Annotated in this window: 18 protein-coding genes; 6 read left to right on the top strand and 12 right to left on the bottom strand. The window is 59.5% G+C overall.

All coding sequences use genetic code 11. The features are described 5' to 3' along the window. Position 1: 1 nt before the first annotated feature. Positions 2–1423, bottom strand: a complete 1422-nt coding sequence (locus tag KGA96_RS27040) for a type VI secretion system Vgr family protein (protein WP_223515600.1) — start codon at positions 1421–1423, stop codon at positions 2–4. A 225-nt stretch (positions 1424–1648) separates the two neighbouring features. On the opposite strand from KGA96_RS27040, the gene KGA96_RS27035 reads away from it, so the two are divergent. Beyond that, positions 1649–2353, top strand: a complete 705-nt coding sequence (locus KGA96_RS27035) for a YebC/PmpR family DNA-binding transcriptional regulator (protein WP_046037782.1) — start codon at positions 1649–1651, stop codon at positions 2351–2353. 141 nt (positions 2354–2494) lie between these two features. Here the strand turns inward: KGA96_RS27035 and KGA96_RS27030 are convergent, their stop codons facing one another. From KGA96_RS27030 to KGA96_RS27015, 4 genes are all read right to left on the bottom strand, one after another. Further along, positions 2495–3814, bottom strand: a complete 1320-nt coding sequence (locus tag KGA96_RS27030) for a leucine-rich repeat-containing protein kinase family protein (protein WP_223515586.1) — start codon at positions 3812–3814, stop codon at positions 2495–2497. Positions 3815–3944: 130 nt separating this feature from the next. Beyond that, positions 3945–5069, bottom strand: coding sequence for a cell division protein ZapE (zapE, locus tag KGA96_RS27025; RefSeq protein ID WP_223515584.1), 1125 nt, complete (start codon positions 5067–5069; stop codon positions 3945–3947). Positions 5070–5167: 98 nt separating this feature from the next. After that, entirely contained in the window at positions 5168–5920 is a 753-nt protein-coding gene (locus KGA96_RS27020) for an anti-sigma factor family protein (protein ID WP_223515582.1), read from the bottom strand. After that, complete coding sequence (locus tag KGA96_RS27015; protein ID WP_046037786.1) at positions 5917–6423, bottom strand: sigma-70 family RNA polymerase sigma factor; 507 nt, start codon at positions 6421–6423, stop codon at positions 5917–5919. Before KGA96_RS27015 ends, KGA96_RS27020 begins: the two co-directional genes overlap by 4 nt. A 163-nt stretch (positions 6424–6586) precedes the next feature. Here KGA96_RS27015 and KGA96_RS27010 point away from each other — a divergent pair, with 163 nt between their 5' ends. The 3 genes from KGA96_RS27010 (at position 6587) to KGA96_RS27000 (ending at position 9723) form a co-directional block, all read left to right on the top strand. Next, entirely contained in the window at positions 6587–7672 is a 1086-nt protein-coding gene (locus KGA96_RS27010; RefSeq protein ID WP_223515580.1) for a catalase family peroxidase, read from the top strand. Continuing rightward, positions 7669–8214, top strand: a complete 546-nt coding sequence (locus KGA96_RS27005; RefSeq protein ID WP_223466469.1) for a cytochrome b — start codon at positions 7669–7671, stop codon at positions 8212–8214. The genes KGA96_RS27010 and KGA96_RS27005 overlap by 4 nt, the downstream gene beginning before the upstream one ends. Before the next feature lie 165 nt (positions 8215–8379). Then, positions 8380–9723: a hypothetical protein gene (locus KGA96_RS27000; RefSeq protein ID WP_080925246.1), complete on the top strand. Its 1344-nt coding sequence runs from the start codon at positions 8380–8382 to the stop codon at positions 9721–9723. A gap of 116 nt (positions 9724–9839) precedes the next feature. Here the strand turns inward: KGA96_RS27000 and KGA96_RS26995 are convergent, their stop codons facing one another. Then, complete coding sequence (locus tag KGA96_RS26995; protein WP_046037790.1) at positions 9840–10991, bottom strand: M14-type cytosolic carboxypeptidase; 1152 nt, start codon at positions 10989–10991, stop codon at positions 9840–9842. Between the two features lie 487 nt (positions 10992–11478). Further along, positions 11479–11820, bottom strand: a complete 342-nt coding sequence (locus KGA96_RS26990) for a DUF6124 family protein (RefSeq protein WP_046037792.1) — start codon at positions 11818–11820, stop codon at positions 11479–11481. Between the two features lie 129 nt (positions 11821–11949). Here KGA96_RS26990 and KGA96_RS26985 point away from each other — a divergent pair, with 129 nt between their 5' ends. Then, positions 11950–12597 (top strand): LexA family protein, encoded by a 648-nt coding sequence (locus KGA96_RS26985; protein ID WP_046037793.1) that lies wholly within the window; start codon positions 11950–11952, stop codon positions 12595–12597. 39 nt (positions 12598–12636) lie between these two features. Here the strand turns inward: KGA96_RS26985 and KGA96_RS26980 are convergent, their stop codons facing one another. The 4 genes from KGA96_RS26980 to KGA96_RS26965 form a co-directional block, all read right to left on the bottom strand. Next, positions 12637–14592: an acetyl/propionyl/methylcrotonyl-CoA carboxylase subunit alpha gene (locus KGA96_RS26980; RefSeq protein ID WP_223515578.1), complete on the bottom strand. Its 1956-nt coding sequence runs from the start codon at positions 14590–14592 to the stop codon at positions 12637–12639. Next, complete coding sequence (locus KGA96_RS26975) at positions 14592–15404, bottom strand: gamma-carboxygeranoyl-CoA hydratase (protein WP_085718284.1); 813 nt, start codon at positions 15402–15404, stop codon at positions 14592–14594. Before KGA96_RS26975 ends, KGA96_RS26980 begins: the two co-directional genes overlap by 1 nt. 13 nt (positions 15405–15417) lie before the next feature. Further along, positions 15418–17022 carry a carboxyl transferase domain-containing protein gene (locus tag KGA96_RS26970; protein WP_223466472.1) on the bottom strand — a complete coding sequence of 535 codons (1605 nt, stop codon included), beginning with the start codon at positions 17020–17022 and terminating at the stop codon, positions 15418–15420. 97 nt (positions 17023–17119) lie between these two features. Further along, a complete protein-coding gene (locus KGA96_RS26965) occupies positions 17120–18283 on the bottom strand; it encodes an isovaleryl-CoA dehydrogenase (protein WP_223515576.1) in 1164 nt (387 codons plus the stop codon). A 204-nt stretch (positions 18284–18487) separates the two neighbouring features. Between KGA96_RS26965 and KGA96_RS26960 the strand changes: the two genes are divergently transcribed. Beyond that, positions 18488–20185, top strand: coding sequence for an AMP-binding protein (locus tag KGA96_RS26960; protein ID WP_223515574.1), 1698 nt, complete (start codon positions 18488–18490; stop codon positions 20183–20185). Positions 20186–20867: 682 nt separating this feature from the next. Here KGA96_RS26960 and KGA96_RS26955 read toward each other — a convergent pair. Continuing rightward, positions 20868–21765, bottom strand: an 898-nt coding sequence (locus KGA96_RS26955; protein ID WP_263287129.1) for a hydroxymethylglutaryl-CoA lyase, incomplete at its 5' end; no start/stop codon positions are given.

Genomic DNA, 21765 nt, shown 5'->3' with positions numbered 1-21765 from the left:
GTCAGTGCGCAAGGTCCGAGCGGTTGAGCAGCCAGTCGAACAGCAGGCGGGTATCGCCACGGGGCTCACGCGGGCGAGGGCGGTGAGCTTGTGGCCGAGGGCCCAGGGCCGTACAAAGCACCGGGCGATCCGGGTCACTGTCGAGGAAAATCACCAGTACCTCACTGCCAGCCACGGGCAAGCGGGCCGGATCGATCCATTCCTCGGCGGTGGTCAGCGCCAGCGGTAGCCACAGGCCGTCGGCCCCCTCTGCGGCTGATGGTGTGACGGGCCAGAGGCTCACCTGAACCCTGCCATCCTCGTCCACTGTCGCCGGTTGCCCGACCGGGCCGCACACCCGGCCGGGCTGATACCCGGGGATACTCGGCCTGGGTTGTTTGAGCGCTGGCCTGAACACCGTCGACCAGGGGATGGCGCTGAATTTATTGCGGTAACCCGGGGCCATGTCGGGTGTGTCATCGAGCAGAATGGATGAATGACGGCCCTGATGGCGGATTTCGGTAACCAGCCATTGATCATTGAAATTCGCCAGCGGGTGTTCGGCCACCTGCAGGATCCGGCCACTGCGTAATGCCCCCAGGTTACTTTGACCGTGGATCTGCAGGTGTCGGCAGCGCAGGCGTTCCAGTTGTCGACGGCTGAGCTGGTCGCGATGTTGTTGTTCACGAGCGGGACAGTGCCTCGCCGTGGCGAAGGGGTGATTGGCTGCGCCTTCGCTGATGTCCGCTGCACCCGGATTCCGGGTGCCTGGGCGCACGGTTGAGAGCGGAGCGTCATGACGCTGGAACAGTTCGCTGATCACAGGTTCCTGGTGTTCGCCGGGGGCGTCGCTGCTCATCGACATGAGCAGTGGTTCCTGGGGAAAACTCAGGCAGTCATCGGCCAGCACCAGCACATGGCCGTCGCGTTGATGCTCGAAGTGATAGTGGATGCCTTCTTCCTCGCACAGCCGCTGCAGAAGCGCCAGGTCGGTTTCTTCGTACTGAATGCAAAAAGGTCGCAGGGGATAGTGCCCGGTTGCCAGTTCAAAGCGATAGCTGCCGGCGGGCAACCCATGCTCCTCCAGTAATTGACGCAGGATCATGGGCACGCTGGCGCGCTGGAAAATACGTCGGCATCGTTGCTGTTCCAGCGCCTGGACGCGGGGCATCAGCACCAGTTTGTAAGCGACCCGGTGTCCGCTTCGATGTTCACAACTGGCGCTGTGCAGCACGCCATGAATGCCTTGGTCGTGGCTGAACTCGAGGAACGCCGGTTGGTGCAGTAATCGCCCAAGGTTCAGGGCCGGTGCCAGCCCGATCACCTCGATGTCGAATCGATAGGACTGGTTGAGAGCTTCATGACCACTGAACCGGACCACCTGGAAGCTCAGGTCGTCGTCCAGAAGCGTCAGGGTGGTGGGACTTTCCTTGTCGTTGTGCATCGAATGCGCTACCGCCGTGGAGTAGGGTGCAAAGCGTACGAAACCCCGGCGCATTGCGGGCACGGTAAAGCGACATTTCCGAATCGCCCTACAACCGCTGGTGAAGATGTCGATGCAAGTAGGGATTTTTTGGTCGATTGCCAACTTTAGGCCGTATAAACTTGCACAAAGCGTCGGCCAATAGATGTCTCGGCGCCACAGATGCCACAGATAAGAGAGTGAGAAATGGGCGCACAGTGGAAGGTTAAACACAAAGAAGCGGCAGCCAATGCCAAGGGCAAGATCTTCGGCAAACTGGTGAAGGAAATCACCATTGCTGCGCGCAACGGCGCTGATATTACTACCAACGCGCACTTGCGCCTGGTGGTTGAACAGGCCAAGAAAGCTTCGATGCCCAAGGAAACACTGGATCGCGCCATCAAGAAGGGCGCGGGCCTGCTGGGCGAAACCGTGCAATACCATCGCGTGACCTATGAAGGGTTCGCCCCGCATCAGGTACCGTTGATCGTTGAGTGCGTGACCGACAACATCAATCGCACCGTCGCCGAGATCCGCGTAGCGTTCCGCAAGGGCCAGCTGGGGGCTTCCGGTTCGGTGGCCTGGGACTTCAACCATGTCGGCATGATCGAGGCGTCGCCGGACACCCCGGACGCCGATCCGGAAATGGCCGCCATCGAAGCCGGTGCACAGGATTTCGAGCCGGGTGAAGAGGGTGCAACCCTGTTCCTGACCGAGCCGACCGACCTCGACGCGGTACAGAAAGCCCTGCCGGAACAAGGCTTCACCGTGCTGTCGGCCAAACTGGGCTACCAGCCGAAAAACCCGGTCAGCGGCCTGAGCGATGAGCAGATGGCGGAAGTCGAAGCGTTCCTCGAAGGCCTCGATAACCATGACGACGTGCAGGATATGTTTGTCGGCTTGGCGGGTTGATCGAACTGGCCTAGGTCTGACTTGTGGTGAGGGGGCTTGCCCCCGTTGGACGGCGAAGCCGTCCCAAAAGCGACGGCTGCTGCGCAACCGAACGGGGCGGTTCGGCGTTCCGACAAGCCCCCTCGCCACATTGTTTTGTATTTACAGTTTGAATTCAGCTAATTCCTGAACAACTCCATCAAACCCAGGCCGCTCCAGCACCTGCGGCTGGCAGCAACGCCGCTTCAGATCCTCCAGCACCCCACGCAGTTCATCGCTCAACCCCGAGTCGATTCGCGCCAGCAATTCCCCCAGCAGCACCCCGAATGCCCGCACCTCGATCCGTTGCAAGGCACGGCTTTCCAGGCTGTCGGAAATCTCGTGGAACGATGCCGCGCCAAAATCCCCCAGCAAGCAATCGCCCTGCTCATTCCACAGAATATTGTGCCCGTAGAGGTCGCCATGGGTAATGCCGTGGTTGTGCAGGTGTTCGGCCACCGAGGCAATGCCCGAGGCAATGCGCAACGCCACCGAGGCACTGAAACGCAAGTCATCGGCATAAATGTCGCGGCTGCACGACGCCAGGCTCGGCAGGCTCGCGAGGTTGAGAAAACTCGGCGGGATCAACTGCATGACCAGCCCGGCGGTTTGTTGCGGGTGATCGACAATCTGCCCTTCGACGCGAATCAGGTTCGGGTGCAGCCCGGCGGTGATGCAGGCGTTCATCTCGTGCAGTGGCGAGCCATCGCTGGTCATTTCGCCCTTGTAGAGCTTCACCGCGACTGGCGTGGCCGGTTGGTCGGCCAGTTGCCAGACGGCCTGATGAATCACCCCGGACGCCCCTTCGCCGAGTTTTTTCTCCAGGTGCAATGCCGACCAGTCAATGCGCGGTGTGGTGTCGAGGGCGGCGGCATCGGCTTCGGTTTCCAGCGGATTGCCGGCGTAGGCCAGCCAGGTCAGGCTCGGCAGCGTCAGCAGCCATTGTGGCAAGTCGGTGAACTGGTTGGCGGCGATGCGGATCAGCTCCAGCCGATGACAATTGCGCATCGACTCCGGCAGCGCCTGCAGGCGGTTACCGGCAAGCATGAGTTTTTGCAGGTATGGCCGCTCTCCCAACTCTCTTGGCAGCGTCTCGATGCAATTGTCGGTGAGGATCAGCCAGCGCAGTAGCGGTGGGAGTGCCGCGGCGGGCACCTGGGCGATGCGGTTGGCCTTGAAGCCGATCATCGTCAGTGCGGCGCATTGGCCAACACAGGCCGGCAACTCGGTGAAACGGTTATCGGAGCAGAACAGCACGCGCAAACGGGTCAGGCGATGCAAATCCTCTGGCAGCGCGCTCAGGGCATTGCCGCTGAGGTTGAGCACCTCCAGCGAATCCGCCAGGTCGAAGATCTCCCGGGGAAACTCGGTCAGTCCTTCAACCAGATCCAGCCGCGTGATGCCCGACAACTCGCCGGCGCGCAATTGAGCAAGGGTATGCATGAACAGATTCGCCATTAACCAAGGGGAGGGCGCGGGGCCCTGGAAATGGGCGACATGATAGCGGGAAAGATGTGGCGACTGTCAGGTCGCCTTCGCGAGCAGGCCCTTCAATACAACAAAAAGCTATCGGTCAGACCGGATCGCTGACTTCGACCAGTTGCCCCAATCGACTGCGGGTGCGCGCCAGATCAATGGCATCGCCACCCAGGCTTTCGTGCAATGAGTGCTGCCCGAGCAACGTCAGGTGCTTGTCCTGGTCGTACAGCACGTCGATGAGATTGATGAAGCGCTGTTGAGCGGCAATCGAGCACTCACCGAGCGGCGGCAGGTCATCGATGATCCAGCGGTCAAAACGACGGCACAGTTCCAGATAGTCCATCACGGCTGTGGGTTGGTCGCACAGGTTGGCGAAAGTAAAACCGATGCGGCGTCCTTCGCAGAAACGGGCCTGGAAATGCCGGGTGCCGACGGGCAACGACACGGCTGGGGCGTCGCCCCCCGGCAGGTTCAATGACTGACGTTGCGCCACGCTCGCCGGCCAGACGTAGTGACCTTGAGTGAACAACTGATGCGCATGGGTTCGGACCTGGCTGCGGTAGTCATGGGGCCCGCCGACCTCCATCACCTGCATGCGCGCATTGATCAGGTCGATCACCGGTTTGAAGCGTGCGTGGTACAGCGGATTGGGCAGCAGGCCTTCGGGCGGGTAATTGGAGGTGACCAGCAACAGGATGCCGCGCTGAAACAGCGCCTTGAACAACCGGGTGATGAGCATCGCATCGCCGATGTCGTGCACATGGAACTCATCGAAACACAGCACCCGGCAATCGCTGAGCAGTTCATCGAGGGTGATCGCCAGGGCGTCGGACTGTTCGCGGTGCTTGAACATGCCCTGGTGCAGTTGGGCGAAAAACTGATGGAAGTGCAGGCGTTGTTTTTGCGCGAGGGGAATGGCCCGGAAAAAACCGTCGAGCAACCAGCTTTTGCCACGCCCCACGGCACCATGCAGGTAAAGGCCGGGAAGGGGTTTCGGCGCAGTGCCCATCAGCATGCAGGCATGCCGGGCCATGCAGTCGATCACCCGCTGTTGGCTGTGACTGAGGGTGTAGCCCTGGGCATGGGCCTGATGGCGAAAGTAGTCGTGAATGATTTGGCCTGCCGCGGCGCTGCCGGCAGCCGGTACCTTGCCGAGAAGGCGACGCAACGTTTGCCAGCGCGATTTGATTGGCGAACGGTTGGGCGGTCGAACGGCCACTGGGGTATCACCTCTGGTGTGCGGGCGGGCTCTTTGTGCTGCGGCGCGATAGTGTAACCAGAGCAGGGAATCTGCTTCCAGCGGTGTCGGCGTATCGTTCAAAACTGTGCGGTTTTGCTGAGCATCCGCGCCGCCGGTGTATCCGCCGGGCTGACCATCGCATAGTTGTAGCCACTTCCCGACCAGTACTCGGCCTGCAACTCGCCATCACTGCGACTGCCCCTTGGCAGCAGAAAGTTTTTCGGCCCTGGCGGGCGCACATAGAAACTGATTTTCTGCCCACTCTGATCCTCGTAGACCACCATTGCCGCAGGGCCTTGCTCGGTACTCAGCAAACGCCCGCTGGCCGGCTTGAACCCGGCACCCGAGAGGTCGGGCAGGCGATTGGCCTGGGTGAAGTAGCGGTCGAGCCAACCCTGCATGTCGCCGTCGTCATTGGCCTGGTAATCCGCCGGCAGGAGGCCTTGCTGGGCAATCAGGCGATACGCCTGCAGGGCATCGGTCATCGGCAGTTGGGGGCTCGCCAGTGTCATCTCCCGCGCTTGCCAACCGCTGAAACCGCCGACGCTGACGGCGATGAGCAACACCGCGGCACTGGCCAGGTGTCGACGGGATTGGCGTTTGAGGCGCTGGCGTATCACCGCCGGATCCAGGTCCGGGTTCGAGGGTTGTTGCAAGGCACCACTCAGGGCTGCGCGCAGTGTCTGGGCATCCTGCTGCCAGGCGCGCACTTGCGCGGCCACCTGCGGGTCACTGGCCAGAAAGGTCTCGACCAGGCGTCGGTCAGCGTCGCTCAGTTGGTGGTCGACGTAGGCGTGCAGGTCTCGCTCGCTGGGGGGCATGCTGATCATTTGAGTCTCCGCAGGGAAGGGCGATTGATTTCGCCCTCGCTGAGTTGGCGCAGGGCCTGGCGAGCCCGGGACAGGCGGGACATCACGGTGCCGGTGGGTACGTCGAGAATCTCGGCGACCTCTTTGTAACTCAAGCCTTCCACCGACACCCAGAGCAGCAGCGCGCGTTGCTCGGTGGGCAGCCGGTCGAAGGCGTTGAGGGTCGATTGTGCAATCACGGTGCGCTCCACCGAGGGCTGGGCATCGTCACGCCCGGTGAAGAACTCGAGCATGCGCGCATAGCGCCGGGAGCGGCGGTGCGCATCGAGAAACTGCCGATAGAGAATCGAGAACAGCCAGGCGCGCAAGTCGCCCTCGGCGCGTTTGCCAGCCCAACTCGAGAGTGCCCGCTCCAGGCTCGCCTGCACCAGGTCGTCAGCGCTGCTGGTGTTGCGCGTCAACGACACGGCAAACCGCCGCATTCCGGGAATGATTTCTCTGAGTTGTTCGTCGATATCGTTCATGAAGTTCTGGCTAGTCACTACGCTGGACTGTGGACCAGGAAGACGCCCGGCATTCGAGGTTATTCCACGTCAGAAAAAATAAAAACCGCGCGTGGGAATAAACCTGCGTGGGGTTCGTCTGCTTGATTCTTCTCACTTGTGGCCGATGGCCCTGGAGTCTTTCATGGTAGATCGATCATCACCGCCAACCCGGCCACCCTTGAGTGCGGCGAGCCTGACGTTGCGCCTGGCTGGCATTGCCGTGGTCGTTGCCGTTGTGGCTGGGGCGTTTGCCTACGTCAACGGCACCTTTGACCCACAGCGCCTGACCCCGAAGAAACTGATCAACGTGCTGGAAACCAACAACGGCGTGCATCCGGGTTTCCGTCGCAACCATTCCAAAGGCGTGTGCGTGATCGGGCATTTCGAGAGCAGCGGTGAGGCGCGCAGCTATTCCACCGCCCAGGTGTTCAACGAAGCGCGGACGCCGGTGGTCGGGCGTTTTGCCTTGCCGGCCGGAAACCCCTATGCACCGGACAGTGCCGTGCCGATCCGCAGCTTGGCATTGCGCTTCAATCAGGCCAACGGCCAGCAATGGCGCACCGGGATGAACAGCATGCCGGTGTTCCCGGTCGGCACGCCCGAGGCGTTCTATCAATTGCAGCAGGCGCAGTCACCGGACCCGGCTACCGGCAAGCCGAACCCGACCGCGGTTCCGGCGTTTTTCGGTGCGCATCCGGAAGCCGCACCGTTCCTGGCCTGGATCAAGACCGCCAAGCCGTCAGCCAGTTACGTCACGGAGACCTATAACAGCGTCAACGCGTTCTATCTGGTGAGCGCCACCGGACAGCGTCAGGCCGTGCGCTGGAGCATGGTGCCGGTGGCTCAAGATGCGCCGGGGGCTGCGGCGCCGGAGGGGACCGATTTTCTGGAGAAAGACCTGGTTCAGCGCATTGCCGCAGGGCCATTGCGTTGGCAGTTGAACATCATCCTGGCCAATCCTGGCGATCCAGTGAACGACGCCAGCAAAGCCTGGCCCGACGGGCGCAAAGTGTTGAACGCGGGCACCCTGGTGCTGGAAAAAACTCAGCCGCAGCTCAATGGCGAATGCCGTGACATCAACTACGACCCATTGGTATTGCCCGCTGGCATCGAAGGTTCCGACGACCCGTTGCTCGCCGCTCGCTCAGCCGGTTACGCCAATTCCTACCTGCGTCGCACGAGCGAAGTCAGCCAGTTGCCCGCCGCCAAACAGGAGGCCCAGCAATGAGCACTCAACCGAACCACTTCGCTCCATTGGCGCGTCTGCTGCACTGGCTGATGGCGCTGATGATCATCGCCATGCTGTTTATCGGCGCCGGTATGGTTGCCTCAGTCTCTGAGCGGCATGAATGGCTGATTCATCTGCACAAACCCTTGGGCGTCGCGATCTTGCTGCTGGTGATCGTGCGGCTGGTGGTGCGTTTCTCCACCACGCAACCGCCGCTGCCGGCGGATCTGCCGGGTGTGCAAGTACTGGCGGCCAAGGCTTCGCATGTCTTGTTGTATGCATTGATGCTGGTCTTGCCGCTGCTGGGCTGGGCGATGATTTCGGCATCGGGCGAGCCGGTGATGCTCAGCAGTTCGTTGCAGTTGCCATCGATTGTGCCGGCGAACGCGCAGCTATTTGCGTTTTTACGCAAGGCCCATGGGTATCTGGCGTACCTGCTGTTTCTGACGGTGTTGCTGCATTTGGCGGCCGCGTTGTTTCACGGCTGGGTGCGGCGGGATGATGTGCTGGACAGCATGTTGCGGGGTAAGGATCGCGGGTGATTTGATGAGATTGCGAGTTTGTCTTGTTGCACAAGACGGCTCGCGCACCTGTCAACTTTGACAGTTTCGCTCCCCTGAAAAAGCACGTTCAATGTTCAAAGACTGCAGTGGCCCCCAATGAGGTCAGTCCAACAGCACTGATCGTGTTATTCAGGGAGTCAGATCATGTTCAAAAATGCAGATATGTGGTTCATGCGGCGTGTTTCTTTGGCGCTGTCGATTGTGTCATTGGCCGGGTTGCTCGGGGCCTGCGTGCATTCGTCTCCGCCAGATCCTGTTGGGCCGAAAAGTTGGGTTGTGGAGAATGTGGCGAGTAAAACGACGGCAGAATTGTATGCGGACGCAATTAAACCGGGGGTGTTTGAACGGTCGAGTTCGAAGGTGATTGATGGTTATACCGTTGAGAGCGGGAATTTGAGGATGCCGGATAAGTCGGTGGGGGCATTGGTTACGGTCAGGTCTACCGATGGCAGTCTTACGGCGCAGATTGAGCAACCCGACAAAAGTGGTTTGCTGGTGATCAATAAAAGAGGTGAGGCACGTTTTATTCAATATTCTCGTCAGCATTACCCATTATCGGATGCTGTAGTAGAAAAACAAAAAACAGTACCCACAAAATCGAAGTCCTCCGAGGTTGCAGCGCCATATGTCATTGATATGTTTGTTGGCTATTCGCGAAATGCTGCTAACTGGGTTGGAGGGGGTGTTCATGCTCATGCATTATCTTTAGTGGAGAATCTAAATTTAGTACTACGCAATTCTCTCGTGTCTGGTGTTTCGATGAGGCTGGTTGGGACGCAAATAGTTGAGCACGATTATTATATTAGCGGTCAAACATTATCCGAGTTGCGCAGTATTTTTGCCGCAGGTATAGCGGAGTTTGAACCGGATATGATTTACGGTGCGTTTGGTCAGCATGAGGGGGATGTTGCTGGTGGTATTGCATACATATCAAGTAATCTTGCAATTGGAGTGCCTACCCCAGAATTGTTTCGCCATGAGGTTGGGCATAATGTCGGAGGTGTACATTGCCACAAGGATGGAGGTGCATCTGTTCCTTATGGCTATGGTTACGATAATGGTAAGACAGGCACTGCTCAATGTGGTACTTTTTTTCCGTATTACTCGAATCCCGATCTCAGAGATGCTTTCAACTTACCACTAGGTGACGCGGCGACTGCCGATATGGCCAGAGTCTGGCGCGAGAATGCTGAACGACTTTCATCCTATGCCCATTTTACTCCGAAACCCCCTACAGGATTCCGGTCTGATAATAATTCCTATGGAAGTATCAGTTTTGTCTGGGATCAATCTCCGCGTGCTGTGAAGTATGAAATATGGGGGCGGGATGATATATTGCTGCCGCCAAAAAAATACGGTGAATTCTCAACGCTGAGTGGAACGATTGTTAATGTTCCTAGTGGTCTTAGGCCTTATCATTTGGTTGCAGTTTATGCTGGTGGGGGGAGATCTCCGAATAGCAATGTTGTAACCGCTAAGCCTTACTAAATTTTATGTTGGAATGATGAGAGGTTTCGTATAGAGGTCTTTCTTCCGGCGTGTATTTTGATTTTGGAAAAACAAACATGACCTCTTAATAGGTCATGTTTGTTTTTAGTGAGGATTTAACGCAGCGTATCAACCATATCCGCCACAGTCGTTAAAACATCCTTGCCCAGCTGCTTCGAGCGCTTGCCCGACCAGCCCGTCAACGGGTTCGGATGATCATCATGATCCTTGAACGGCATTTCCAGGGTCAACGACAGGCAGTCGTACTTCTGACCCACGCTGTTGCAGGCCAGCGTCATGTTGGCCTGGCCCGGCTCGTCGCGGGTGTAGCCATACTTGGTCTGGAAGTCTTTGGTGGTGTGCTTCAGGTGGCTGCGGAATTGTTCTTCGAGCTTTTCGATCCGTGGCGTGTAGCCTGGATTACCTTCGCAACCGGCGGTGAACACGTGAGGAATTTCCTCATCACCGTGAGCGTCGAGGAACAGATCGACGCCGTATTTTTCCATCTGCTGCTGTACGAAAAAGACTTCCGGGCTGATTTCCTGGCTGGCGTTCTGCCAGGCGCGGTTCAGGTCCTGGCCCATGGCGTTGGTGCGCAGGTGACCGTGGAACGCGCCATCCGGGTTCATGTTTGGCACCAGGTACAGGTCGGCGCTGGCCAGCAGTTTGTTCAGCACCGGGTCGTCGTGCTTTTCCAGGCGCTCGATCACGCCTTCCATGAACCACTCGGCCATGTGCTCGCCCGGATGTTGCTGGGCGATGATCCACACTTTGCGCTGGCCTTCGGCACCGGTGCCTTTGCGCAATAACTGGATGTCGCGCCCTTCGACACTCTTGCCGGTGGCCAGCAGTTCGGTGCCGGCCTTGGTCAGCGCCTGCTCGATCAGCCAGTCGTGGCGACCACGGCTGTAGGGTTCGAAGTAGGCGAACCAGGCGTGGGTCTGCTCAGCTTCGAGGCTGAAGCGCAGGCAGTCGCCTTCGAAGATGGTCGGTATGCGGAACCAGTTGACGTGATCGTAGGATGCCACCGCCTGATAGCCGGTCCAGGCCTTGTTATAGGAGGATTGGCTGGCATTGTTCAGGCGAAACCAATGCTCCTGGCCGACATGCAGGCCGCTGGCCTTGAAGTGGAACCATTGGAAATGGTCGCTTTTGGTATCAGGGCGGATCGCCAGCAGGGGCTTGAGCGGGTCGCTGAGGTCGATCACCTGGATGTTGCCGCTGTCGAAGTTGGCACTGATGTCGAAAGAGGATTTAGCCACGGCCATAATCGGGTCCTGAATATGATTTTTTATGGCGGCTACTTTACACGCAAGAGTGGGGTGAAACCGAGGGAAATTGCGGGGTGCAGAGGTGGGGGGCGTCCTCCTTGACGCCGTCGCAGCTTAGAGACTGTGCGATTGATTCTCAAGTGCTATCTGTCGCTGGTTTCAACCCATGATGCCGGGCTTCTCCTGCCAGCCTGCATTCTTTTGATATCATCCGCGCCATCGAATTTGCGGCACCCAAAGACTTCATTAGCCTGAAGTCAAAGCCAGGAAAAACTGGCAAAAAAAGACCCGGCAAAAAGCCGGGTCAAAAACCGTGATTAGCCTGATGAGGAGATAGTCCAGGAGACCGACCTAAGGTCACCTGGTCCATCGACTGATCTCGCGATCAGTTGGTGCAATAATAATCATTCTCGTTTGAAGGTCAAGCGTTTTTACCTGCGCGAAAGGAAAACTCTTTCCTGTCCTCTCGATTTGCCTTCTCACCTCAACCGTTTTCATACTTCTCCAGTGATCGATCGACCATCGCCTTGGCCATGTCGATCATGTGCACCGTCGAAAACGCCAGGTCGCGGTTTGCGCCTTGCAGGTGACTGGCTGACTCGTACGCGGTGGCGGCAGCGCAGCGCAACAGGTCCAGAGCATGGACCAGCGCCTCTTCGCCGCTGATATTGCGGTTCACATCAAAAAAACGCGGCTCGGCCACTTCCTCTGAAATAGCTGGTTTCAAGTAATAGTCCAGCGCGCGTTGTGCCGCCGCAGAGTCCAGGGGCGAGGTGAAGGTGTTGTCGATTTGCATGTCCGGGCGGTCATTGGTGGGTTGGTTCATGGCGATGGCAAGCTCCGTGTTAGATTCAGATCCGTGGATTGATCCTAATACGAACTGTATTTGTGACGACAATTTAAATACTACATTTTGTGTTTTGATGGCTGGAGTCGCCCACGTATCGTGCCGCACATGGATAAATGGATTGAATTGGTCAAGGCCAAAATGAGTGAGCTCAAAATCACTCAAGAGATACTCGCCGAGCGCCTCGGGATGTCCCAGGGCGGCATTGGCCACTGGCTCAACAAACGTCGTGAGCCCGGCATCGAAGACATGAACCGTGTGCTGCGGGCGCTGGGCCTTGAGTTTCTCGAAGTGGCGCTGGTGATCCGGGAACCGCAGGTGTCAACGGACGACGAAATTCCCCTGACACAAAAGTACAACCCGTACTTTCGCTACCCGGTCAGTGACTGGCGCGAACCTGCCGAAGTGCGCGACGGCGAGGTTGCGGTGTATGGAAAAGGGCACTTTGAACTGTCCGATTACCACGCCCGGGGGCCGGCATTCTGGTTGAGAGTGGCAGGCGATGCGATGACCGCACCTAATGGCATCAGCATCCCGGAAGGCATGCTGATCCTAGTGGACCCGGCGGTGGATGCCGAGCCTGGCAAACTGGTCATTGCCCAGTGGCCGGACAGCACCGAAGCCACGTTCCGCAAGCTCATCGAAGAGGGCGGGCAGCGTTATCTGGTCCCGCTCAATCCGACGTATCCGAAAGCCTTGTACACCGAAGAATGTCGAATCATCGGCGTAGTGGTTCAGGCAACGGCCAAGTTCTGATCAGATCGGTCCTCGCGATGCGTAGGACCGATCTTCATTTCACGCTTCTTCCAGTTCGACCAGTGCACTGCCTTCGCTGACCATTTCGCCTTCCTGGCAATACAGCGCCTTGATCACCCCGGCGTGGGGCGCGCGGATGCTGTGCTCCATCTTCATCGCTTCCAGTACCACCAATTGCGCCCCGGCTTCGACCGATTGCCCGGCTTCCACCAACACCCGGACGATGCTGCCGTTCATGGGGGCGGTCAGCCCGCCCTGATGACTGTGGCTGGCCTCGACGGCGCTGATCGGGTCGTAAGCCTTGATGCGGTGCAACTCGCCATCCCACTGCAAATACACATGTTCGCCACGGCGTATCGCGCGGTGTTGACGGCGCACACCCGCCTGTTCGGTCAGCAGATGTTCGCCCTTGAGCCGAGCGCTGTGGGCATTGATGTCGCCCAGCGTCAGCGCCCGGTCCTGGCCTTCACAGCTCAGGTGAAGGGTGATTTCTCTCGGCAATCCAGCGCGCAGCCCGTTACCCGTCGCCCACGGCGAACTCGGGTCATCGGCGCGGGTGGCAGGCGGCTGGCTCTGGGCAAACGCCTGGGCGGCGGCCTGCCAGAAATCATCGCTGAGTTCCGCTGGCGCCGGCAGCAACTGCTCCTGATAGCGCGGAATGAAGCCGGTATCCAGTTCAGCAGCGGCAAATGCCGGGTGGCCGATGATGCGTCGCAGGAAATTGATGTTGGTCTTCAGCCCGCCAATGGCGAATTCGTCGAGCATGCTCAGCAGGCGCAAGCGCGCCTGTTCACGATCTTCGCCCCAGGCAATCAACTTGCCGAGCATCGGATCGTAGAACGGCGAGATCTCGTCGCCTTCTTCAACGCCGCTGTCCACTCGACGCCCCGGCCCTTGGGCGGATTCGCGATACAACTCCAGACGACCGGTCGCCGGCAGGAAATCATTACCCGGGTCTTCGGCATACAGCCGCACTTCGATCGCGTGGCCCACCAGCGGTACCTGGTCCTGAGTCATGGGCAAGGCTTCGCCCCGTGCCACGCGAATCTGCCAGGCCACCAGGTCGAGGCCAGTGATGGCTTCGGTGACCGGGTGTTCCACTTGCAGGCGGGTGTTCATCTCCATGAAGAAGAACTCGCCGCGCGCATCCAGCAAAAATTCCACGGTGCCGGCACCGACATAACCGATGGCCTGGGCCGAACGGACAGCGGCTTCACCCATGGCACGCCGCAACTCCGGGCTCAGTCCTGGCGCCGGGGCTTCTTCGACGACTTTCTGGTGACGGCGTTGAATCGAGCAGTCACGTTCGTTGAGGTACAGGCAGTTGCCGTGCTGGTCGGCGAAAATCTGGATTTCCACGTGACGTGGCTTGAGCAGATATTTCTCCACCAGCATCCGCGAATCGCCGAACGACGATTGCGCCTCACGCTGGGCCGAGGCCAGGGCTTCGGCCAGTTGGCTGACGTCCTCGACCACTTTCATGCCTTTGCCGCCACCACCGGCCGTGGCCTTGAGCAACACCGGGTAGCCGATGCGGTCGCAGGCGGCGCGGAAGGTTTCCAGGTCCTGCGCTTCGCCGTGATAACCGGGCACCAGTGGCACGCCGGCGGTTTCCATCAAGGCTTTGGCGGCAGACTTGCTGCCCATGGCGTCGATGGCCGAGGCGGGCGGGCCGAGGAAGATCAGGCCGGCGTTTTCGATGGCGCGGGCGAACCCGGCGTTCTCCGACAAAAAGCCATAGCCGGGGTGAATCGCCTGGGCGCCGCTGACCTTGGCGGCAGCGATCAGTTTGTCGATCTGCAGATAACTGTCGGCGGCTTTGCTGCCGCCGAGGTCGACCCGAATGTCGGCTTCGCGACTGTGCCGGGCGTCACGGTCGGTGGCGCTGTGCACGGCCACGGTGGTCATGCCCAGGGCCTTGGCGGTACGCATCACACGGCAAGCGATTTCGCCACGGTTGGCCACCAGCAGGGTGGTGAGGACAGGTGCGCTCATCAACGGGGCTCCTTGGTGGTTTCGGCTTGCCAGCTCGGCGGACGTTTTTGCAGGAAGGCGCGCAGGCCTTCCTGGCCTTCGGGGCTGACGCGGATGCGGGCGATGGCGTTTTCGGTGTATCGGCGCAATGCCGGGGTCAGTGAGCCGTCGCCGACTTCGCGCAACAGATCCTTGCTGGCGCGCATCGCGGCCGGACTGTTGAGCAGCAGATTGTCGATCCATTGCTCGACTTTCTGTTCCAGCTCGGCACTTGCATAACTCTCCGACAACAAACCGATTTCCCGTGCCCGTTGCCCACCGAAACGCTCGGCGGTCAAGGCATAGCGACGGGTCGCGCGCTCGCCAATGGCTTGCACCACGAACGGGCTGATCACCGCTGGCGCCAGGCCGATGCGCACTTCCGAGAGGCAGAACTGCGCATCATCGGCGCCGATGGCCATGTCGCAGCAACTGATCAGGCCCAGGGCGCCACCAAAGGCTGCGCCTTGCACCACCGCCAGGGTCGGGACTTTCAGTTTGGCCAGGTTGTACATCAACTCCGCCAGCTCCCGGGCGTCATCGAGGTTGGTGGCGTAATCGAGTTCGGCCGATTGCTGCATCCAGGCAAGGTCGGCGCCGGCGCTGAAATGCTTGCCGCGACCACGCACGATCAGGAACCGCAGGCTGGCATCGCTCGCGACTTTGTCGAGGGCAAGGATCAGTTCGCGGATCATTTCGGCATTGAAGGCGTTGTTTTTTTCTTCACGGCTGAGCCAAAGGGTGGCAAACCCCCGGGGGTCGGTCAGCAGTTCGAGGGTGTTGAAGTCGCTCATGTTCTTCTCCCGATCACATCCGGAACACGCCGAAGCGGCTCGGTTCGATTGGCGCGTTCAACGACGCGGACAAGGCCAGGGCCAGTACGTCGCGGGTCTGGGCCGGGTCGATGACACCGTCGTCCCACAGGCGCGCGCTGGAATAGTAGGGGTGACCCTGTTCTTCGTATTGGTCGAGGATCGGTTGCTTGATCTCGGCTTCCTGCTCGGCGCTGAAACCCTGGCCGCTGCGTTCAGCCTGTTCGCGCTTGACCTGCACCAGCACGCCGGCCGCCTGTTCGGCACCCATCACGCCGATGCGCGCATTCGGCCACATCCACAAGAAGCGCGGATCGTAGGCGCGCCCGCACATGCCATAGTTACCGGCGCCGAAACTGCCGCCGATGATCACGGTGAACTTCGGCACCTTGGCGCATGCCACAGCCGTCACCAGTTTTGCGCCGTGCTTGGCGATGCCGCCGGCTTCGTACTTCTGGCCGACCATGAAGCCGGTGATGTTCTGCAGAAACAGCAGCGGGATGCCGCGCTGGCACGCCAGTTCGATGAAGTGCGCGCCTTTCTGCGCCGCTTCAGCGAACAGGATGCCGTTGTTGGCGAGGATCGCGATCGGGTAACCATGCAGGTAGGCAAAACCGCAGACCAGCGTTGTCCCGAACAGCGCCTTGAACTCGTCGAACACCGAACCATCCACCAGCCGCGCAATCACTTCGCGCACGTCGAACGGTTGCTTGGCGTCGGCCGGGACCACGCCGTACAACTCGTCACTGCTGTACAGCGGGGCGATCGGCGTACGTTGCTGAACCTCACCTTGCTTGCGCCAGTTGAGATTGGCGACGCTGCGGCGTGCCAGTGCCAGGGCGTGTTCATCGCTCTCGGCGTAATGGTCGGCCACCCCGGAAATCTTGCAATGTACATCGGCCCCGCCGAGGTCTTCGGCACTGACCACCTCACCGGTCGCGGCTTTCACCAGCGGTGGGCCGGCGAGGAAGATCGTCGCTTGCTCGCGGACCATGATCGCTTCGTCGGCCATCGCCGGTACATAGGCGCCGCCAGCGGTGCAGGAACCCATGACCACGGCAATCTGCGGAATGCCCATGGCGCTCATGTTGGCCTGATTGAAGAAGATCCGCCCGAAGTGCTCGCGGTCCGGAAACACTTCATCCTGGCGCGGCAGGTTGGCGCCGCCCGAATCCACCAGATAGATGCACGGCAGACGGTTCTGCTGGGCGATGGTCTGGGCGCGCAGGTGCTTTTTCACGGTCAGCGGGTAATACGATCCACCTTTCACCGTGGCGTCGTTGGCGACGATCATGCACTCGACGCCTTCCACACGGCCGATCCCGGCAATCACGCCAGCTGCCGGAACGTCTTCGCCATACACCTCGTACGCAGCCAGTTGGCTGATCTCCAGAAACGGCGAACCCGGATCAAGCAAGCGGTTGATGCGCTCGCGAGGCAGCAGCTTGCCCCGCGAGGTGTGGCGTTCCTGAGCCTTCGGGCCGCCACCCTGCGCCACTTGGGCGAGCAGGGTGTGCAACGCGTCGACCTGCTTGAGCATCGCCGCACTGTTGGTGGCGAACTCCGCTGAACGGGGGTTGAGCTGGGTATGCAGGATCATGGCTTACTCCGTAAGCAGCTTTGAGCGGCAAGCTTCAAGCTGCAAGAGGATCGCTTCTGCTTGTCGCTTGAAGCTTGCCGCTTGCAGCTGACGAAATTCATTTCGTCTCGTTAAACAGTTCGCGACCGATCAGCATGCGACGGATCTCACTGGTGCCCGCGCCGATTTCGTACAGCTTGGCGTCACGCAACAGGCGGCCGGCCGGGAATTCATTGATGTAGCCGTTGCCGCCGAGAATCTGGATCGCGTCGAGGGCCATTTGCGTGGCGCATTCGGCGCTGTAGAGGATCACGCCGGCGGCGTCCTTGCGCGTGGTTTCGCCGCGCTCGCAGGCCTGGGCCACGGCGTACAGGTAGGCGCGGCTGGCGTTGAGTTGGGTGTACATGTCGGCGACCTTGCCTTGGATCAGCTGGAATTCGCCGATGCTTTGGCCGAACTGCTTGCGGTCGTGGATGTACGGCACGATCAGGTCCATGCACGCCTGCATGATCCCGGTCGGGCCACCCGAAAGGACAACGCGCTCGTAGTCGAGGCCGCTCATCAGCACTTTCACGCCGCCGTTGAGTACGCCGAGGATGTTTTCTTCCGGCACTTCGACGTCATCGAAGAACAGCTCGCAGGTGTTCGAACCGCGCATGCCGAGCTTGTCGAATTTGTTGCTGCGGCTGAAGCCTTTCCAGTCGCGCTCGACGATGAAGGCGGTGATGCCATGAGGGCCTTTTTCCAGATCGGTCTTGGCGTAGATCACGTAGGTGTTGGCGTCCGGACCGTTGGTGATCCAGGTCTTGCTGCCGTTGAGCACGTACTTGTCGCCGCGTTTCTCGGCGCGCAGTTTCATCGACACCACGTCGGAACCGGCATTCGGCTCGCTCATGGCCAGGGCGCCGATGTGCTCGCCGCTGATCAGCTTGGGCAGGTACTTGGATTTCTGTTCGTGGTTGCCGTTGCGGTTGATCTGGTTGACGCACAGGTTGGAGTGCGCGCCGTAGGACAGCGCCACCGAAGCCGAGCCACGGCTGATTTCTTCCATGGCCACCACGTGGGCAAGGTAACCCAGGCCGGCACCGCCGTACTCTTCCGGCACGGTAATGCCCAAAAGGCCCATGTCGCCGAACTTGCGCCACAGGTCGGCGGGGAACAGGTTGTCGATGTCGATCTGAGCGGCGCGCGGGGCGATCTCTTTGGCGACGAAGGACTGAACCTGATCGCGCAGCATGTCGATGGTTTCACCGAGGGCAAAATTCAGGGATGGATAGCTCATGGGTCACCTTTTGGCTTTTTTGTCGGTTGGTGAGACTGTCAATGGGTTCTCACCTTTACGTTAACGTAAGCCTGTGACGAATGGCTGTCAATCACCCTTTACGTTAACGTCAACTTGAGCGAGAGTAGAGCCAGTTCAAGATAGAACGCGGACCACGCCTGTGGGACCGCCGGTAGCCCATTAATAAAGACAATAGGGGTCGTCATGGATCAACCCAGTGCAAGCCCGCAACGCAGTTACACCCGAGGTTCCCAGGACAAAGCCTTGCTGGCGATGACCATTGGCCAGGCATTCGACAACACAGTTGCGCAGTACCAGGACGGGGAGGCGCTGGTGGTGCGCCACCAACAGCTGCGTTACACCTGGCAACAACTGGCGGACGCCGCGAACCTGCACGCCAGGGCGCTGCTGGCATTGGGGCTGCAAGCCGGTGACCGCCTCGGCATCTGGGCGCCGAACTGCGCGCAGTGGTGCATCACACAGATCGCCACGGCGAAAATCGGTGTGATCCTGGTCAACATCAACCCCGCCTATCGCAGTTCTGAACTCGAATACGTGCTGAAGCAGTCCGGCTGCCAATGGCTGGTGTGCGCCGGGGCGTTCAAGAGCTCCAACTACCACGCTATGTTGCAAGGCCTCGTGCCGGAATTGGCCGAGCAATCCATCGGCAAACTGCACAGTGAACGCCTGCCGGAACTGCGTGGCGTCATCAGCCTGGATGCGCAGCCACCTTCTGGGTTCCTGCCATGGTCGCAACTGGCCGATCTGGCGGACAGCGTGACGGTCGAGCAACTGCATGAGCGCCAGGACAGCCTGCATTTCGATCAGCCGGTAAACATCCAGTACACCTCCGGCACCACCGGTTTCCCCAAGGGCGCGACCCTCAGTCACTACAACATTCTCAACAACGGTTACATGGTCGGCGAGAGCCTGGGTCTGACGGCGGCCGATCGCCTGGTGATCCCGGTGCCGCTGTATCACTGCTTCGGCATGGTCATGGGCAACCTCGGTTGCATCACCCATGGCAGTACGATGATTTACCCGAACGACGCATTCGATCCGTTACTGACCCTCGGCACCGTGGCCGAAGAAAAAGCCACGGCGCTGTACGGTGTGCCGACCATGTTTATCGCCATGCTCGATCAACCTCAGCGTGTCGGGTTCGACTTGTCGAGCCTGCGCACCGGGATCATGGCAGGCGCAACCTGTCCTATCGAGGTGATGCGCCGGGTCATCAGTGAAATGCACATGAGCGAAGTGCAGATTGCCTACGGCATGACGGAAACCAGTCCGGTGTCGTTGCAGACTGGTCCTTCAGACGACCTGGAACTGCGCGTGACCACCGTCGGCCGCACGCAGCCGCAACTGGAAAGCAAGATCATCGACGAGTCGGGCAACCTGGTGCCACGTGGCACCATCGGCGAACTGTGCACCCGCGGTTACAGCGTGATGCTCGGCTATTGGAACAACCCCGAAGGCACAGCGGACGCCATCGATCAGGCAGGGTGGATGCACACCGGTGACCTGGCGAGCATGAACGACGAGGGTTACGTGTGCATTGCCGGGCGCAACAAGGACATGATCATTCGCGGAGGTGAGAATATTTACCCACGGGAGCTTGAAGAGTTTTTCTTCACTCACCCGGCCGTTGCGGATGTGCAGGTGATTGGCATTCCTTGCTCGCGCTACGGTGAAGAGATTGTCGCCTGGATCAAGCTCCACCCCGGCCACAGCATCACCGAGCAAGAGCTGCAAACCTGGTGCAAGGAGCGCATCGCGCACTTCAAGACGCCACGTTACTTCAAGTTCGTCGAGGAGTTTCCGATGACGGTGACCGGCAAGATCCAGAAATTCCGGATGCGCGAGATCAGTATCGAGGAGTTGCGCGGGACCCGGGGCTGACCACAATCCCCTGTGGGAGCGAGCTTGCTCGCGATGAAGGTGTGACATTCAACATTTGTGCTGACTGATCCGCCGCCATCGCGAGCAAGCTCGCTCCCACAGGGATTGGTGTCAAACACGAATGCCAGACAGCACAAAGGGGAGCCGAAGCTCCCCTTTAATTTTCGTTGCGCGTGCTCTTTTTTTATTATTGAGGGTCGGTCTGTTTTTGTTTTTGGCAACCGTTGCCCTTTACCGCTGTTTTTGGCGATCCCCATTCGGGATCAAGAGCAAACGTATTTTTTTGAGCGCTGATCTACTTTCTCGCTGAGCGATCCAACCAGTACGGGAGCTACCTGAAGGTAGTTTTATTATTCTCTGTCCGGTTGCGGGTAACTCCGAAAAGCACCCTGAAAAGCACATCTTCTCCAAAAAAATCTGTTAGCTGCGTCTCTGCCGTGTTGTTTTTGTTATGTCAGAGTCGTTACGTCTTGTTTTTATTAGGTTTGCCGCAATTTTTTTATTCTTGTTGTGCGATAGATATAGCAGGAGGCGTGCCAACTTTTTAAAAGCCTTTAAAATCAACTACTTACAAATTTGTAGGGTTTTACGCGTCAGGCAAAACCCTAGATTTTGTTTCCGTGTTACTCGCTTGCGCCCACGTTTCAGACTCAGCGGTAACACCCGGACACACTCAGCGCATTCACTGTGCGCTGCGGGCCCTGGCTACGCGGGAACCGGTAGGGCGACCCAATACCGTGCAAATCTGCTGGCCGGCGAGCATCAAGGCGTCGAGGTCGATTCCGGTGTCGATGCCCAGGCCGTTGAGCAGGTAAACCACGTCTTCGGTGGCGACGTTACCGCTGGCGCCCTTGGCATAGGGGCAGCCGCCCAGACCGGCGATGGAGCTGTCGAACACCGAGATGCCTTCCAGCAGGCTGGCGTAGATGTTGGCCACAGCCTGGCCGTAGGTGTCGTGGAAGTGACCTGCGAGTTTCTCCCGGGGCACCTGCTTCGATACCACTTCAAACATCCTGCGGGTTGCGCCAGCGGTGCCGGTGCCGATGGTGTCCCCCAGCGAAACCTCATAGCAGCCCATGGCATACAACTCGCGAGCGACCACGGCGACCTGCTCCGGGGCGACGTTACCTTCATAGGGGCAGCCCAGCACGCAGGACACATACCCGCGCACTGTTACACCATGTTGTCTGGCGGCCTCCATGATCGGCCCGAAACGCTCCAGGCTTTCGCTGATCGAGCAATTGATGTTGCGCTGGGAAAACGCTTCGGATGCCGCCGCGAACACGGCCACTTCCTTGACTCCGGCGGCGAGGGCGTCTTCGAAACCGCGCAGGTTGGGGGCGAGTGCGCCGTAGACCACACCCGGTTTGCGTTGGATCTGCGCGAAGACCTCGGCGGAGCCGGCCATCTGCGGCACCCACTTGGGCGACACGAAACTGCCGACTTCTATATAGCCGAGCCCGGCTGCGGTCAGCGCGTCGACCAGTTGCACTTTGTCGGTAACACTGATGGGTTGGGCTTCATTTTGCAGGCCATCGCGTGGGCCGACTTCGACAATGCGTACGTGGGTGGGGAGGGGC

The sequence above is a fragment of the Pseudomonas sp. GL-R-26 genome, assembly GCF_019947365.1.
In the GTDB taxonomy this organism is placed as follows: Bacteria; Pseudomonadota; Gammaproteobacteria; order Pseudomonadales; family Pseudomonadaceae; genus Aquipseudomonas.
Note: the sequence above shows the minus strand (reverse complement) of the source record. Positions and strands in the feature narration are given on the sequence as shown.

Excerpts from the sequence above, each read along its gene's own strand:
- KGA96_RS27040 (WP_223515600.1), bottom strand. The coding sequence starts at position 1,423 with ATGCACAACGACAAGGAAAGTCCCACCACCCTGACGCTTCTGGACGAC.
- KGA96_RS27035 (WP_046037782.1), top strand. The coding sequence starts at position 1,649 with ATGGGCGCACAGTGGAAGGTTAAACACAAAGAAGCGGCAGCCAATGCC.
- KGA96_RS27030 (WP_223515586.1), bottom strand. The coding sequence starts at position 3,814 with ATGCATACCCTTGCTCAATTGCGCGCCGGCGAGTTGTCGGGCATCACG.
- KGA96_RS27020 (WP_223515582.1), bottom strand. The coding sequence starts at position 5,920 with ATGATCAGCATGCCCCCCAGCGAGCGAGACCTGCACGCCTACGTCGAC.
- KGA96_RS27015 (WP_046037786.1), bottom strand. The coding sequence starts at position 6,423 with ATGAACGATATCGACGAACAACTCAGAGAAATCATTCCCGGAATGCGG.
- KGA96_RS27010 (WP_223515580.1), top strand. The coding sequence starts at position 6,587 with ATGGTAGATCGATCATCACCGCCAACCCGGCCACCCTTGAGTGCGGCG.
- KGA96_RS27005 (WP_223466469.1), top strand. The coding sequence starts at position 7,669 with ATGAGCACTCAACCGAACCACTTCGCTCCATTGGCGCGTCTGCTGCAC.
- KGA96_RS27000 (WP_080925246.1), top strand. The coding sequence starts at position 8,380 with ATGTTCAAAAATGCAGATATGTGGTTCATGCGGCGTGTTTCTTTGGCG.
- KGA96_RS26995 (WP_046037790.1), bottom strand. The coding sequence starts at position 10,991 with ATGGCCGTGGCTAAATCCTCTTTCGACATCAGTGCCAACTTCGACAGC.
- KGA96_RS26990 (WP_046037792.1), bottom strand. The coding sequence starts at position 11,820 with ATGAACCAACCCACCAATGACCGCCCGGACATGCAAATCGACAACACC.
- KGA96_RS26985 (WP_046037793.1), top strand. The coding sequence starts at position 11,950 with ATGGATAAATGGATTGAATTGGTCAAGGCCAAAATGAGTGAGCTCAAA.
- KGA96_RS26980 (WP_223515578.1), bottom strand. The coding sequence starts at position 14,592 with ATGAGCGCACCTGTCCTCACCACCCTGCTGGTGGCCAACCGTGGCGAA.
- KGA96_RS26975 (WP_085718284.1), bottom strand. The coding sequence starts at position 15,404 with ATGAGCGACTTCAACACCCTCGAACTGCTGACCGACCCCCGGGGGTTT.
- KGA96_RS26970 (WP_223466472.1), bottom strand. The coding sequence starts at position 17,022 with ATGATCCTGCATACCCAGCTCAACCCCCGTTCAGCGGAGTTCGCCACC.
- KGA96_RS26965 (WP_223515576.1), bottom strand. The coding sequence starts at position 18,283 with ATGAGCTATCCATCCCTGAATTTTGCCCTCGGTGAAACCATCGACATG.
- KGA96_RS26960 (WP_223515574.1), top strand. The coding sequence starts at position 18,488 with ATGGATCAACCCAGTGCAAGCCCGCAACGCAGTTACACCCGAGGTTCC.